The organism is Erysipelatoclostridium sp. An15, from assembly GCF_002160675.1.
Classification (GTDB): domain Bacteria; phylum Bacillota_I; class Bacilli_A; order Erysipelotrichales; family Coprobacillaceae; genus Thomasclavelia; species Thomasclavelia merdavium.
The window spans coordinates 45,780-60,649 of sequence record NZ_NFLA01000006.1; the positions used below are offsets into that span (position 1 = coordinate 45,780).

Sequence of the window (14,870 nt, forward strand, 5' to 3'; positions counted from 1 at the left end):
TCAAATGAATTTGTCGATTAAAGAATCGAACGAGCAAACTGCATTAATCTGCTTAATTCAATTGGTTCCTTTCCTTTTTTTGAATAAACATAGATTTTTTCATGATCATGATATTCAAACTTGTTTGAATGAATAATACTATTAATATCACGACGAATTTCTTCATCAATATGAATAAACATATTCTCTGACATTTTTCTAAGCAAAATACATAAACTTGCCAATGCCAATTCTAAATCAAAATAGGAATGAATGAGATCTTTTTGAATAACTTCATCATCAAAAACACCTTTTTTTTCTTTTAGTTTATCAATATAATTCAATACCGCATCAACACTATTTATTTCATCTTCAAGCATATCTAAATAGCATTCTTCTTTAATCAATCTTTTGTTCATCTTTCAACTTATCCTTATCTTTTATCATCTGTCTTAATTCTTTTGCGTATAATATAAATGACAAAAACATCAACGCACTACTAGTAAAAATCATTATTTGACTTGGTATAGTATTTGGGATATGCAAACCAATCAATAATATTACTACTACATAAAAATAGGCTGTTGCAATTTTGCCCCACCATGAAGCACCCTTAACTTTAACACCATAATCATATAAGTATAAACCAACAATACCTAACATTCCATCCTTTAAAACAATTATCACTAATAAAATCCAAGCTAATGGATAGGTAAATAAAAGAGTAATTGCAATCGTAAATTGGGTTATTTTATCAGCAATAGGATCTATTAATTTCCCAAAATCAGTAATCATATTAAACTTACGAGCAATAAATCCATCTAAAAAATCACTCAAACCTGATAAAACTAAAATAAAAGCTGCCGCAACATAGTGATACTCCCACTTGGCATAAAAATAGACAAGTAAAAATACAGGTATTAATAAAATTCTAAAATAGCACAAACAGTTTGGTATATTAAAAAAATTTGTTTTATCTTTCATTTTTTCCATATTAGTTCCTCTTTTAATTAATTATAGTATTCTTACTAAATATGTCAATAATTGCCAACTTTTATATCTTTTTTACCATTGTAATATGAGGGCACCACTCATCATAATAAATATCACCAAAACTTTCATATCCTAGTTTTTGATAAAAATTCATTGCTTGCTGTTGAGCTGATAGTTCTATTTTTTTAAACCCTAATTTTTGAGCCTCTTTTTCTAATCTTTGAACAGCTTTTGCTCCTAAACCATGTTTACGATATTGTTTTAATACTGCAATACGCCCTAAAATCATTGTTTCTTCATCTTTTTGATACATTCTAGCTGTTGCCACAGGATGACTATCTAAATATAACACTAAATGATAAGCACTATTATCAATATCATCAAATTCATTTTCAAAACCTTGTTCTTCTACAAAAACTGCTTGTCGAATCATTTTTGAATCATCAAAATTAACTTTGCCATGGTTTAATTGATATGTAATTTCATCCATTATAATTTCCCCCATTTTTCTAATTGTTGATTTAAATAAGTTACAATATCATGATATACCTGTTTTTTATTTTTCTCATTTAAGATTTCATGACGCATCTTTTCATACAATTTAGCTTCAACATTATAATAACCCTGATTTTTTAAATGATTAACTGCCTGATAAAAAGATTTTTGATTGACTAAACATGGATCTTCATTTCCTGAGATAAATAAAATTGGTAAATCAGCTTTAATATGATAATCAAAATTTTTATATGTATTAATCATTAAGTCTAATAAATTATAATAACCATTTACTGTAAAATTAAAATTACACAACGGATTGCTATTATATTGATCAACTACATTACTATCACTACATATCCATTCGTTAGGTTTGTCAAAACCATGATTAAACATTCCAAGTGACATATAATGCATTAATTTACTACGATAATGATCTCCTTTAAATTTAGCGATAATACTACAAATCATCTTACCAAATATCGCTAATTTATTTTTACTAGGACTACCACAAACAATTAGTCCATCAATAGCCTGACTATAAAACCGCAAATAATTTCTCACTACTAAAGACCCCATTGAATGACCAAATAAAAATATTGGTAAATCTGGATATCTGTTTTTGATATAACATGTTAACTGATAAACATCGTCTATCAATACCTGACTATTCTTTTGATAAAAATAGCCTAAATCATCTTTATTTAAAATACTAGCACCATGACCACGCTGATCATGAATAATAACTCCAAAACCATTTTCATTTAAATATTTAATAAAATCTAAATAACGTTCTTTATGTTCACACATACCATGAACTATTTGAACAATTGCTTTGGATTGTTTACTACATGATACAATTACTGAAAGTGGTAACTGATCAGTTTTTGAATTTATTGTAAAACTTTCCATTGTATCCCCCTTAAATTTAAATAAAAACCTGTTTAAAACAGGTTATTTTGAAAGCTGTTTAATTGTCGTTTCAGTAATCTTAAGTTTTCTCTTTCTTAAAACTAAATTAACCAGTTCGCTAATTAAAGAATAGATACACGCTGCTGATGGAACAGCAATAATTGTTCCAAATATTCCAAATAAATCACCAAAAATAAAGATTGAAAGAAGAACCCAAATTCCTGGTAAACCAACAGTTCCACCAACAACCCGAGGATAAATAAAGTTGTCTTCGATTTGTGATAATATTTGGAAATAAACCATAAACCAAAAAGCTTGAAAAACATTTTCAGATAAAATCAAGAACGCTCCTACAAACATAGCCGCAATCGGACCAAAAAATGGAACAAATGAAAATATCGAAATTACTGTAGCAATAAGTTCTGGATATGGAAATCCAAATAGCAACATTGTACTGTAGTATAATATCCATAAAATTGCCGCTTCAACTAATTGACCAGTAATAAAACTAGAAAAAACGATATTTGTTTTATGAGCGTAGTGAAAAATTACTCGTGTTATTTTATATCCAAATATAGCAGCGATTAGTTTACGGAATTGTCGTAAAAATTTTTCTTTATTACCAAGTAAATATAAAGAGAAAATAAAACTTGTAAAAACTACACCAAAAGTAGATAAAAAATTGGTTGCATTTGCCATTATGCCATCGGCATTTTTAGTTAAAAAGTCTAATAATCCTTTTACTATATTTTGCCAAGGCATATTTATTAACTCATTTATACTAGTAATATCATTAGTTCTAAAATCAATATTAAAATACATGAAAATCTTATCAATGTTATTAAAAATAGAACTTATTATATTTGATATATTACTAATCAAAGTTATTAAACTTTCAATAATATTAGGAATAATTATGCTCGCTAGCGTAATCATTAAACAAACAAACAAGATCAAAGTTATAAAGATTGATAATCCTCGTTTTTTACGATAAATAAAACTTTCAGGCTGAAACTTTTTAACAATGCGTTCTTCAATTATTTTCATTGGCTGATTTAAAACATAAGCTATTACAATACCAAATAGTAAATATTCAAACAAGCCAACAAACTGGCTAATCATCTGAAAAATATTACCAATATTAAATAAAATATATATTAAAAAAACCGTGAATCCTGAAATAATTATTCCCGGCTTAACTTTTTGCTTCAATTCTTCATCTATATTGAAGATTTTCAATCCAATCAACTCCCTTTTTTTCTATTATACCACATCAAATTAAAATTAAAACCCCATTGCCTTTAAGCAGTGAGGTCTTACAAACTATTATTCAATTAAATCAACTATATCTGCCAATGTCTTTACTTTTTTAAAATCCACGACATCATAGTCACCATCATGATAACCAAAATCAGCATTATTGATATGTGTAGTTGGATCATTGATCCAATCTTTACATGAACTATGAACTTGATTAATACCTGTAAATTCAATCAATTCTTTAACATTCTTTTCATTAATACCACTACCAGCTAATATTTCAATGCTATTACCATAAGCATCATGAAGATATTTTATCATTCGTCTACCTTGATAAGCCTGATTTTGTAAACCACTAGTTAAAATACGATCAATACCAACAGTTATTAAGATATTAATAGCCTCATCTATATCTACAACACAATCAATAGCTCGATGAAAAACTGCAGTTTTATGATATGACTTAATAATATCTACCATTTCTCTTGTTTGTCTAATATTAACTTCACCTTCATTAGTCAAACAACCAAAAGCAATACCATCAGCCCCGTTATCTAATAAAATCTCAGCATCAAGTTTCATAATTTCAAAATCTTCATCATTGTAACAAAAACCTGCTCCTCGTGGTCTTACCATGCAAATAACTTCTAAATCAGTATCTTCTTTAATTTTTAATAAAGTTGCCAGCGATGGAGTTAAACCACCCAAATGTAAAGCACTATTTAGTTCAATTCTTCTTGCTCCACCTTTTTGAGCTTGAAGAGCATCATAATAACTACCACAACATACCTCTAAGATATTACTCATCGTATCAACTCCTAACTTGTTATTATTATAGCACTTTTTTAATAACAATTATAATAATTTGCTTTTTGAAACAAGTAATGTTAAAATCATAGGGACATATTAACTATACTCGATTTTAGATAGTAATAATCGACATTTAAAAATTAAATATGCCCCCGTAGCTCAGTGGATAGAGCAGTGCCCTCCTAAGGGCTAGTTGGAACAAACGCCTTTTGATATGATAACTAGATAAATTTGAATAGATTTTTAATAATGTCCTCGTACCTCAGCAGGATAGAGGGTCCGCCTCCTAAGCGGAACGTCGCAGGTTCGATTCCTGTCGGGGACGCCACAAACAACGCTGAAAGCCTTGATTTTTCTAGGTTTTCAGCTTTCTTTATTTATGGCTTTCTATCTCTGCTGAAAAAGGACTTTTTTTATTTTCAATATTTTGTATTCGATTATTTGTTAAGACTATTGAGGAAGTAGGCTTGCTAACACTTTTTCTATTTCTGGTGAAAAATCACTGGATTTTGGAAAATTTGCTAACACTTTTGAAAAATTACTTTTGAAGTGTTTGCTTTAAAAGCTGTTCTTTCATCTCTGGCGACAGGGATTTGAGCAACTCCAAGAGTGCCATATCACTATCAGTCAAACCTGTATGTTGCTGTTGGTTGTCCATATCGTCATTGAGAGTAGAATAAAACTCTCTATCCATCTTCTGTGCATTGAAACGTCTGTCCTCGTCAATGATTTTAGAATAAACATCTGTAACCATTTCTGCTTCTGCATGACCTGTATCACCCTGTACGGATTTCACGTCACCATTCGTCATTTTTAATTTGTACCCTGTACTCAAATGACGTAGGCTATGGAATACAACAGTTTCATAGTTGTTTTCTTCGCAGAGCTTTTGGAATCTATCTCTGACAATGCGGCTTTCCACAGGGTTTCCATTTTCTAATGCAATAACAAGGTTATAATCGTTATATGCACTTCCGAGAAATTCTTTTAATTCCTGTTGGTCTTTTTTATACTGTACTAATAATTCAGCAACAGTTTTCGGTAGCCAGACAGTTCTATTACTTGTTTCTGTTTTTGGTGTTTTCAAGACAAGTCTTGTAGTACAGTGTGGTTTCTGTGTTGGAAAAATCTTGATAATATCTTTTTCTTTCAATTTCTGCATTGCTTCTGCATTTATTCTTGAAAGTTCCTTATTGATGATTACCTTTGCATTATTTGTAGCAATGGATTCTTCGTCAATAATCACATCTTCCCATGTAAGACCTGTAATCTCACCAATACGCATAGAACAGGAAAAAGCTAAGTGCATACAGATTGAAAGTAAATCATCTTCCGCAGCTTTTACCGCTTCACGGAATGTCTGTATGCTCCATACTTTTCGTCTGACTTTAGGTACTTTTGGTAAAGTAGCTAATGACGCAGGATTTCTTTTGTTTGTGTCAATGTACTCCCAACGGATAGCTTGGTTTAAGGCACAACGGATAATGTCATGTATTTTTTTGATGTTAGCTGGTTGTACGCAACGACCAGTTGCTTTTCTGTTTGCTCGTGGTACTTCTGGAACGCTTAATAAATCGTTGTAGTATTTTGATAGGCTTTTAGTTGTAATGTCATTGAGTTTCCAATCACCGATAATCGGATTGATGTAATTTTCAATAGTACCTACCTTGCCACTGAATGTACTAGGCGACCATTTAGATGTGCCATAGAGATTGACAAAAATCTTTAGGAACTCACGCAATGTAATATCCTTGTCAGCAACTTCCAAATCCTTTTTAGAATCCTCGATTTGATGTGCAAATTGTTCCTCTAAAGGAACTAACACATATCCATATTTTTCTTGATAGTATTCTATAAAGGCTTTACGCTGTTTTGCTTCTTTTCTTGTTTCCAGCGTGTCCCATTTTTGCTTTCTTTCTCCAGTATCATTTAAGTACCAGTAAATAACGGAAAAACTTGATTTTCTTTGTTTGATTGTAGCCATATATTTCTCTCCTTAACAGTTAAATTTGATTTAACCATTTATCGAAAGAAACTTTTGATACTCGTATAACTCGACCAACACGAACATAACTAAATTGACCGCTTTTTACCAATGAATAAGCTACCTTTTTGCTAACTCCTAGTTGTTCAGCAATTTCCTCTACTGTATAAGTCTTTTTTTCCTTTTTTAAGGGTTGTGCATTTTGTGTATCACTTATCACTAATAAGACTCCTTTCGTAGTGACAGCAGCAAAACACACTCGTTTAATGAAGTTATTATATCACAACTCCATGAAATGAGAACATATATTTTGCTGCTGATAATACCTTTTCTTCTAAACAATCAGATGGCTTTAGCAAGCTCCACAGGACTTTCACCTTTCCCATTCTGATGGGTGAACCGTGTCATACGGGTGTATCATTATCCAGATATACAGGTCATGGCTAAACGACCATTCCAAAAGTCGCTCACAGATCATTGCATGAATCGCTCACTTTGTTTTGAAAGGTCATGGCGTACAATATCCGCTGGCTCGCTGCATATCAAACGTATCTGATTGTTTTATTCAGTTGTCAAAGAACACCCGACTGTATTTGTCAGTCTGTGAAAATCCATTATCTGAAATAATAGACTTTCATAGATTGACAAGCGGAGCATAAGGAAAGGGAGAAAAGCTCCGCCCGTCGGAATGGTTAAATTACGATAATCTCAAAGTTTGCAATCATATCCATCACCGCAGCCTGTATTCTGCCTTTCAATTCAGAATCCACTACCATGTAGACATTTCCGTATTCATCATACAATTTGCGTAAACTCAACTTTGATATGTAACCGTCATAAAAATCCAAGATTTCCTGTATTGCAGCTTCATCACCATTAGTAGCCGCCACAATCACAGCAAACGGTATGTGTTTTTTGCTATTATCCACTTTTATTCCTCCTCCATCATTTTTCGTAAATCTTCCAGAGTGCTTGTCCTGTGACGGTAAACAGTGGTACGAACCACATTCATAAGCTCTCCAATTTCTGCGTCAGACATATCCATAAAGTATGACAACAAAATAATATTTCGTTTTCTCTCTGGTAAACATTTGAGTGCTTTACTCAACTGGTCGTCAGATACTTGTACTTCCATGCCAAGAACATTGAACGCTGTATAATCGCTGGAATACTTGTCATAAACGCCAGCTTTATTCAATTCCAAATCCGATATTTCAGAAAATGGAACTTCATGCTTCAAGCGTCTTGAAATATCACGGTTATACTTCATTGCTGCTCTTTTAATGACTTTCTTTGTAAGGCAATCAAACTGTGCTTGAATAGCCTGCTCGAAAGAAGATGACTTCATAGTTTTTCACCTCCTTTCTGCGTGAGAGTGAATAAGGGTTGTTTTCCCTCTATCCCCCTTTCCGCACAGTAGCTACCCACGCAGCAGCTATTTGTTGCGTTTTCAGAAAAGAATTTGAAAAAAATTTTTAAGCAGCAAAAAAGCACAAGAGCATAAAAGAAATGCTGTTCTTGTGCTTTTACGATTGTTCCTGCTATGTAATGTGAAAAACCACATTCAAGGGTATTTTGTACCGCTGTGAAAGTTAGATTTTTTTTGACAATAACGGATATGTCGAAAAATGTTGTCTATACAGGTCTTTCAATGCGGCTACCTCCCAGAGCCGCTAAAACAAAACCTATATGCTGTTTTTTGATGGAAAAAAGAAAAAGGCGGCTTTTAAACCGCCATTGAAGTAAAGATATTTTTTGACACGCAAAAATGGTACTGTTAATAACGGTTTTTTTTATTTACCGCTAGGCAGCACTCCTTTTAAGCTTTTACGCATAATAGGAACTGATAAACCATACTATACGTTTTTTTGTACCTGTTAGAAAATCAACAGGAACAGTAAAATATAGTGAGGTGATTACATATGCGTAAAAAAGAAGATAAATATGATTTTAGAGCTTTTGGTCTTGCAATCAAAGAAGCTCGTAAAAAGCAAAAATTAACTCGTGAGCAAGTGGGAGCAATGATTGAGATTGACCCACGCTATTTAACAAATATCGAAAACAAAGGGCAGCACCCAAGTTTACAGGTGTTCTATGACCTTGTATCATTACTTAATGTTTCCGTTGATGAATTTTTCCTGCCTGCGTCTGATCTGGATAAAAGCACCAGAAGACGACAGTTGGAAAAACAACTTGACAGCCTTTCCGATAAGGATTTAATTATCATGGAAAGTGTCGCTGATGGAATCATTAAATCTAAGAAAGTGGAGGACGAGTAATCCTCCACTTTTGGCTCTTAAATAAAATAAGCCGATAACCCAAGAAATTTCATTCATTCTCGGTATTATCGGCTCTGCGTCTTAGCGTCTGGCTCTTTGATAATTTGTATTATTAAGCACCTATTAAAAGCTCTTTTCCAAAAACGTTTTTATGTTCAGCTCCGCATTTTTTCATTATGATTTTTAACGACTGTTACCTGTAAATCCTTTGCTTCAATCAAACTTTCCTGTTTGCACTTTGGGCAGTAGAGGGGAAAGTTTTTCAGTTCCGTATCTTTCCGTATCTGCAACCTTGTTTTATTCCCACAGACAGGGCAACGTACCCATTCAGATACCATCTTTGCCATATTATCCGTCAACCTCCTGTAATTATATAATTAGTACAAATTACTACTTTTTTGTAAAGTTAAAAACTGCTTCTTTGATTTCTTTCTCATGTCCAACCATTAAATGTCCACCGTTTTCAAAAGAAAGAAATGTGCAGTTTGGGAAGCGTTTTACTACATTTTCCGTGTCGGCATAGTTTATTAGCTTATCGTCTTTTGCTTGAAAAATCAGTGTTGGAGCTTGTAAATCTTCAATAGGATAACTATCAAAATTTCTTGCCATATCGGAATTAGTAACAGAAGCGTCCAGTATTACGCCATTTTTTCTACTACCACAAGGAAGCATACTATAAATTGTGGATGGCTCCATACCCATAACAAGATTGAATAATGGACTAATTAAAAACATAGCATAATCATTACATAAAAAAGCGGGCGGTCCGGCATATTCCATATACTTTTCCGGCTTTTCTATATATGGCATAGCGGAGCAATATAAAATTAAGCCTTTTATTCGTTCAGGATAATCCAATGCGAACCGAATAGCAACGCTTCCGCCAGCCGACGTTGCCAACAAATATACTTTATCAATTCCTAAATTATCCAATAGTTCAACATAAGCCTTTGCCTGTTCAGCAGGTGTCCCATCACCCAAAATATCACTACCTAAATATCCAAATCGTGAGGGAGCTATAATTCTATAATCAGAGTTAAAATCTTTACATGTATCATCGGATTGGTCATAGCCACCAAAAATTCCATGAACAGATAGGATTGTTTCGCCCTCTCCCGTATCAACGTAACTCATATTGCCATAACTCAATATAGCTGTTTGAACCTCATAAGCGGCAAGCCGTTCTTTGCTTGCTTTTACCGCTATACTACACCGTATTCCTTGAACAATTAGATAGACTGCAAGAACAAGCAGAATACCTCCTATAACATATATTATCATGTGCTTATTCCTAGCCTTTCCTGTTGTCCTTTTCGTTGTCATTCCTTGTTCCTTTATATGTTTTACAAAATTCTTGCACCACTAAGGTAAGTTCATGTTTGGCTTCCTCTATCTCATTAGGGCGCATATCATATTTTTGAAGCAGATAGAATATAGGTGTGTAAAAACGCAGAGCAATAATATGAGGATTTTCCCCTTTGATAACTTTTGCGTCTATAAGTTTAGAAAATATTTCTTTTTCATGGTCGATTGCTCTAATAATAAAAAAATCTTCAAACAGCCGGTTAATTTCCGGGTTATGGTATCGTTCTATCATCAGCATTTTACGAAATTTTGCTGCCACATTATCCTGCAAATAAAACATAAAAAGAGCGTTTGCAACCTCGATAAGATGTTCTTCAGCAATCGTTTCATAAGAGAATGAAGCTGTCTTACTTCCCGGTAGCTGCATATTATTTCTGATATTTTCCATTCGTTCTGCAAAAACTTCAACACAAGAATTAAAAATGTCTTGCTTACTCTTGTAGTGTTTATATAGTGATGGTGTTTTTATGCCTACGGCATCGGCAATCTCACCGACATAAACCGCACTATATCCCTTTTCCGCAAACAGTGTCAGCGCTTCATTCAAAATTTTCTGTTTTGTTGTCATTCCACTACCTCCTGAGCTAATTCAAATTAGCCTGTTACATTATAGGCTAATTTGAATTAGCTGTCAATGGACTTACAGAAACTTTCACCCAATTTTCATCTTACCGAAAAACGGTATAGTGATAAATATGTTTTAAATTGTTAGACAAGGCTTGCTATATAAATATAATATCTAGCAAGTCTGTTTTCAATTTATTTTACAATCTTCCAGTTACTATCTTTTTCCAGCGTCAAGTCAAACTGTGAAATCTGCGTCGCCTTTGTTCTCTGGTCGAGATATTTCACCGATACCGACACTTTGACCTGTTCACCATCTTTGATAAAGATAGGATTTACCAGCTCCGAGAACACATAATCGCAGTTTACAGGTTCAAGCACATTCCCAGATACATAGTAGGCAAGTTCCTTTTCGGTTGCAGTCGGATAGAGCTTGAAGAAAGTTTCCAAGAACTCTGTCACTTCCTCTGTTGTGGCAGCGTCCACCGTTCCGTCAGATTCCTTTGTTTTTGGTTCATAGCTGGATTTTGTTGGTGTGCTGCTGATGGTCGGATTCTGTGTGATAACCATGTTTCCGTCACTATCTACATGAACCACCACCATATAAGCGGAAGTATAACCGATAGACTGTTCACCCTCCGTTACCGTCTGATCTACCGAGTAGACAACGGTAAAGTCGTCTGTTCCAGCATCTTCTATATCCCATATCTTCACATCTGTGACCGTAGAGCTTGTAGGTATATCCTGTCTTACCGTATCAACATTCAAATCCTGCAAGCTCTTTGTCAGATAGTTATTGATGGCTGCGGTTCGTGCGTCAATGGATTCCTGCGTGTTGTTCCAAGAATAGTAGACTAAAGCAAAGGATTTTACAAAGTTCTCTATCTTGTTGGTATCAACGATACGCTGTTCAATGACTTCTTTCTCATGTACCGTGTGCATATCAATAGCGGTGAAATTCTTATACACCCCAAAGCTGACACTTGCAATCAGCACCAGCCATAAGGCAATCACGGTTTTCTTATGCGTACCTATTTTCATCACAGGCACGTGTCTTTCTTTTTTGGGTTTCGATTCTTTGTCCTTTTTCTTAAATATCATAGTACCATTTCCTTTCTATTTCGTTTTTACCCGTCCAGCACCAATCAAATGTTGCTGCCAGTACGAGCTTGTTAAATCTGCATATCCGATAGGATTTCCAGCGTGATACATTCTGTTGTTTCCTGCATAGATTCCCACATGAGTAACATACGTTCCAGCATTATAAGTTGAGTGAAAGAATACCAAGTCACCAGCCTTTGCCTGTGATAATGGTATGTGCTGTGTAGCGTCATACTGTGCCTGTGCGGTACGAGGTAAACTGATACCAACTTTTCCATAACACCAAGAGGTAAGACCAGAACAATCAAAGCTGGTGTTTGGATTGCTGCCGCCATAGACGTACTTCCAGCCTTGATACTTCAATGCTTCATTGAAGATTGCCTGCACCGTAGCGTCGCTAAAGTTTGGAACAGCTAAATACTGATTCACAAGCCGCACGTAGAACATATTCCCGTACTTGTAACGCCAGCCGCCATTTTCCTTAATGGAAATCTCATTTTTATAGGTAACTTTGACACCGCCCGATTTATCCTTTGAGAAACTGACAGCCAGCTCAAAAGTATATTTCTTCCCATGACTGGAAACATAATCAATAAAGCCACCGCCATAGTTATAGGCTTGTACCACTGTATTGATGTCACAGCCTTTTGCTTCTGCGGATTTTAAAAGCTCCGAAAAGTATTTACACCCCTGTTTGATGGATTCCTCTATGGAAAGGGAATTAAGCGGCAGACCAAGTGATTCACTTGCCTGCATAACGTCTGTCGTACCTGTGCCGCCAGATTCCACCTGCATGATAGCAAGCAGATAATTCACATAATCCTCAATCCCGTATTCTTTCGCATATTTTTCTACCGTTGGCTGATGTTTCAGCACTTCCTCTGACAGATTCAGTCCAGAAAAATCATAGTGGGAAGTGCTGCTTTCTTCATCATCTGCGGTCACGATAAACAGAAACAAAAGCAGACCGATAATCACCGTGAAAATCCCACCAAACACAGCGAAGTGTCTTAGCTTCATTTCTTGCCGCCTTTCCTACTGGACGTTTTATTTGTAGTCTTTTTACTTACTGTCTTTGTCTGCTTCTGACGCTGTACGGTCTGACGGGTAGTAGGGGCAGATTGTTTATTTGCTGTTGATGTAGATTCTCTGACAGCCTGTGCCCTTACATTCTCCTGTTGTCTTGTCACTGGTTCTTTTGCTCTGGAAGATTGTGATTGTTCCTTTGTCACAGTTGCAGGACGGTCTTTCGCAGCAGATTCCTGTTTAGAACCTGCCGCCTGTGGAGCTGCTTTCGCAGATACAGGCGTTGTCACTGGTCGCTCATGCAATGGGGCAGTTCCTTTCGCTGTACCAGCTTTTGTCGCTGATCCATTGTCCTGTCGCTCCTTATCCTGTTCCACAGATTTCTTATCAACCAGCGGTCTTTGTTTATTCTGTTTCTCTGATGGCTGCTGTTTCGATACCGCTTTTTTATCCACGATACCACGCTTAGAAGTTGCACTCGTTTCCTGCGTCTGGCTTGCAGAGCTGCTATGTACTGTCTGTGAAGAATCGCTGTTCTGCTTATCGGGCAGAGCAGGCGGCTTTTGATTCACTGGTAAAGCAGGCGGCTTTCCATTACCTCCACTATGGGAAGATGGCGTATTATTCGGTCTGGTATGACCGCTGCCTGCTGATTTTGTATTATCCGTCTTTTTCGTGGCAGTAGCAGCCGCAGCACAAGCGACACCGCCAGCAGCACCAGCCGCAACCGTTCTTCCGATTTTACGCTCCAAGCGTCTTGCCCTGCGGTTAAGGAACATATAAGGTCGTCGCATGATTCGTCTGCTGACCTGCTGTGTATCGGAAGATTGCAGACTGAACATTGCCATCAAATCACCTAATTTAAAATAGATTCCCGCAAAAGTGACTATCTGTAAAAAGGCAATCATAAAGAACGGATAGCCAGAAGAAATCGAGTAGAACATAGTGGATATGCTGAAAGCAGTCGTAATAATCAGCGTGATTCCTGCCCTCATCATAATGGTATTGAACAGCTTCGTAAGTGCCTTTTTTGCCATGCCCTCATAAGTCGGTATCATAGACAGGATAAAGCTAATCGGTAAAAACATGGCGTAAATGATAAATAGCACCTGTGAGAAAATCATCAAACCTGTAAGCAGGAACACGAAAGCCGATATGCCGATATTAAAGATAAACAAAAATACCACCATACCTAAACGGGTCATGGTCTTTGTAACACTTAGGTTGTCATTGTCCTTATCTTCGATTTCCTCAACCACAACGTCCTCTCTGTCGTCCGTATCTGGACTTGCCGATAACAGGCTTTCCACACGGTCAGAACCCAGTGTTTCTATATCGGATTCCCCATACTGCAAGAGTAGCCACGGTTGTTTCACCTGTATGGAAAACAGGCTGTCCCTTATCAAATCCACGCTGTCTTTTCCTTTGCTGTTGGAATCGGGCAGCACAATCTTTGTGCCAAGCGATAACGCCGAACTGCTTATATCAGCGGAAAAGTCATTGATTTTACTGATATAGTTTGGAGCGTAGGCAATAAAGGACGCTGACAGGATAAAGACTACAAGAAAATTGATTACCGCATGAACCGCTTTTGTCGTTTCCCTCTTGATAAGTCCTGTGTAAGCGACATAGATACCCATTACCAGAATAAGGATAAGCAGGAATCCCACATAAAACCCCTCACTGGAAAAACCGCTGGAAGTGACACCTGCAAGCGTCTGAATGTTCTTTCCGATAGAGCTTGCGGTATCCGAGATAAAGTCCAGCTTGTAGGCTTCCTGTACCACATATCCCGTCGCATTGGAAATGTATAAGCTCACCGTCCAGACAAAGTTTGTGATAGCATATAGTCCGTACTGAATACTTTTTCCGATACCGTCCAGCCAGTTCCAGGGCAACCAGTCCCAGCTTGAATCCACATAGAAGTCCAACTGGTAGTTTTCCAGCGGATATTTTGAATAGGCGTTAGCGTCACTCACCGTATTGTCTACCAGACCAGCCGCATGAGCCACCGTACCTGTGATTGACAGGAATACCAGCACACCAAGAACCACCAGCAGAGCGATACCGAAGAATCTTAGGATTTTTCGTTTACGCATAGA

The 14,870-nt window shown here is 36.0% G+C and carries 17 protein-coding genes and 1 tRNA gene; 2 read left to right on the plus strand and 16 right to left on the minus strand.

Annotated elements, in window-relative coordinates:
- Positions 1 to 17: 17 nt before the first annotated feature.
- The 6 genes from B5E92_RS03595 to B5E92_RS03620 form a co-directional block, all read right to left on the minus strand.
- The gene (locus tag B5E92_RS03595) at positions 18 to 398 is read right to left on the minus strand and encodes a hypothetical protein (protein ID WP_087299315.1); all 381 of its coding nucleotides are present in this window, start codon (positions 396 to 398) and stop codon (positions 18 to 20) included.
- Positions 379 to 972 carry a CDP-alcohol phosphatidyltransferase family protein gene (locus B5E92_RS03600; RefSeq protein WP_239406382.1) on the minus strand — a complete coding sequence of 198 codons (594 nt, stop codon included), beginning with the start codon at positions 970 to 972 and terminating at the stop codon, positions 379 to 381. The genes B5E92_RS03595 and B5E92_RS03600 overlap by 20 nt, the downstream gene beginning before the upstream one ends.
- Before the next feature lie 61 nt (positions 973 to 1,033).
- Positions 1,034 to 1,462, minus strand: coding sequence for a GNAT family N-acetyltransferase (locus tag B5E92_RS03605; protein WP_087299317.1), 429 nt, complete (start codon positions 1,460 to 1,462; stop codon positions 1,034 to 1,036).
- On the minus strand, positions 1,462 to 2,379 hold the full coding sequence (locus tag B5E92_RS03610; protein ID WP_087299319.1) for an alpha/beta fold hydrolase: 918 nt from the start codon (positions 2,377 to 2,379) through the stop codon (positions 1,462 to 1,464). The genes B5E92_RS03605 and B5E92_RS03610 overlap by 1 nt, the downstream gene beginning before the upstream one ends.
- Positions 2,380 to 2,421: 42 nt before the next feature.
- A complete protein-coding gene (locus B5E92_RS03615) occupies positions 2,422 to 3,618 on the minus strand; it encodes an AI-2E family transporter (protein WP_087299321.1) in 1,197 nt (398 codons plus the stop codon).
- Positions 3,619 to 3,705: 87 nt separating this feature from the next.
- Positions 3,706 to 4,446 (minus strand): copper homeostasis protein CutC, encoded by a 741-nt coding sequence (locus tag B5E92_RS03620; RefSeq protein WP_087299323.1) that lies wholly within the window; start codon positions 4,444 to 4,446, stop codon positions 3,706 to 3,708.
- A 254-nt stretch (positions 4,447 to 4,700) separates the two neighbouring features.
- On the opposite strand from B5E92_RS03620, the gene B5E92_RS03625 reads away from it, so the two are divergent.
- Positions 4,701 to 4,777, plus strand: a tRNA-Arg gene (locus B5E92_RS03625).
- Between the two features lie 210 nt (positions 4,778 to 4,987).
- On the opposite strand, the gene xerC is transcribed toward B5E92_RS03625, so the two are convergent.
- From xerC to B5E92_RS03645, 4 genes are all read right to left on the minus strand, one after another.
- Entirely contained in the window at positions 4,988 to 6,433 is a 1,446-nt protein-coding gene (gene xerC / locus B5E92_RS03630; protein WP_087287469.1) for a tyrosine recombinase XerC, read from the minus strand.
- 19 nt (positions 6,434 to 6,452) lie between these two features.
- Positions 6,453 to 6,653 (minus strand): helix-turn-helix domain-containing protein, encoded by a 201-nt coding sequence (locus B5E92_RS03635; RefSeq protein ID WP_087287472.1) that lies wholly within the window; start codon positions 6,651 to 6,653, stop codon positions 6,453 to 6,455.
- A 472-nt stretch (positions 6,654 to 7,125) separates the two neighbouring features.
- Complete coding sequence (locus B5E92_RS03640; protein ID WP_087287475.1) at positions 7,126 to 7,362, minus strand: helix-turn-helix domain-containing protein; 237 nt, start codon at positions 7,360 to 7,362, stop codon at positions 7,126 to 7,128.
- A gap of 2 nt (positions 7,363 to 7,364) precedes the next feature.
- Complete coding sequence (locus B5E92_RS03645) at positions 7,365 to 7,781, minus strand: sigma-70 family RNA polymerase sigma factor (RefSeq protein WP_087287479.1); 417 nt, start codon at positions 7,779 to 7,781, stop codon at positions 7,365 to 7,367.
- A gap of 574 nt (positions 7,782 to 8,355) precedes the next feature.
- On the opposite strand from B5E92_RS03645, the gene B5E92_RS03650 reads away from it, so the two are divergent.
- Complete coding sequence (locus B5E92_RS03650; protein WP_087287267.1) at positions 8,356 to 8,712, plus strand: helix-turn-helix domain-containing protein; 357 nt, start codon at positions 8,356 to 8,358, stop codon at positions 8,710 to 8,712.
- Between the two features lie 155 nt (positions 8,713 to 8,867).
- On the opposite strand, the gene B5E92_RS03655 is transcribed toward B5E92_RS03650, so the two are convergent.
- From B5E92_RS03655 to B5E92_RS03680, 6 genes are all read right to left on the minus strand, one after another.
- Positions 8,868 to 9,059, minus strand: a complete 192-nt coding sequence (locus tag B5E92_RS03655; protein WP_087287263.1) for a cysteine-rich KTR domain-containing protein — start codon at positions 9,057 to 9,059, stop codon at positions 8,868 to 8,870.
- A gap of 43 nt (positions 9,060 to 9,102) precedes the next feature.
- Positions 9,103 to 9,993, minus strand: coding sequence for an alpha/beta fold hydrolase (locus tag B5E92_RS03660; RefSeq protein ID WP_087299325.1), 891 nt, complete (start codon positions 9,991 to 9,993; stop codon positions 9,103 to 9,105).
- Between the two features lie 10 nt (positions 9,994 to 10,003).
- Positions 10,004 to 10,645 (minus strand): TetR/AcrR family transcriptional regulator, encoded by a 642-nt coding sequence (locus B5E92_RS03665; protein WP_087287259.1) that lies wholly within the window; start codon positions 10,643 to 10,645, stop codon positions 10,004 to 10,006.
- Between the two features lie 191 nt (positions 10,646 to 10,836).
- The gene (locus B5E92_RS03670) at positions 10,837 to 11,739 is read right to left on the minus strand and encodes a conjugal transfer protein (protein ID WP_204215280.1); all 903 of its coding nucleotides are present in this window, start codon (positions 11,737 to 11,739) and stop codon (positions 10,837 to 10,839) included.
- A gap of 18 nt (positions 11,740 to 11,757) precedes the next feature.
- A complete protein-coding gene (locus B5E92_RS03675) occupies positions 11,758 to 12,762 on the minus strand; it encodes a bifunctional lytic transglycosylase/C40 family peptidase (RefSeq protein ID WP_087287254.1) in 1,005 nt (334 codons plus the stop codon).
- The gene (locus B5E92_RS03680; protein WP_087287251.1) at positions 12,759 to 14,867 is read right to left on the minus strand and encodes a CD3337/EF1877 family mobilome membrane protein; all 2,109 of its coding nucleotides are present in this window, start codon (positions 14,865 to 14,867) and stop codon (positions 12,759 to 12,761) included. Before B5E92_RS03680 ends, B5E92_RS03675 begins: the two co-directional genes overlap by 4 nt.
- Positions 14,868 to 14,870: the final 3 nt, after the last annotated feature.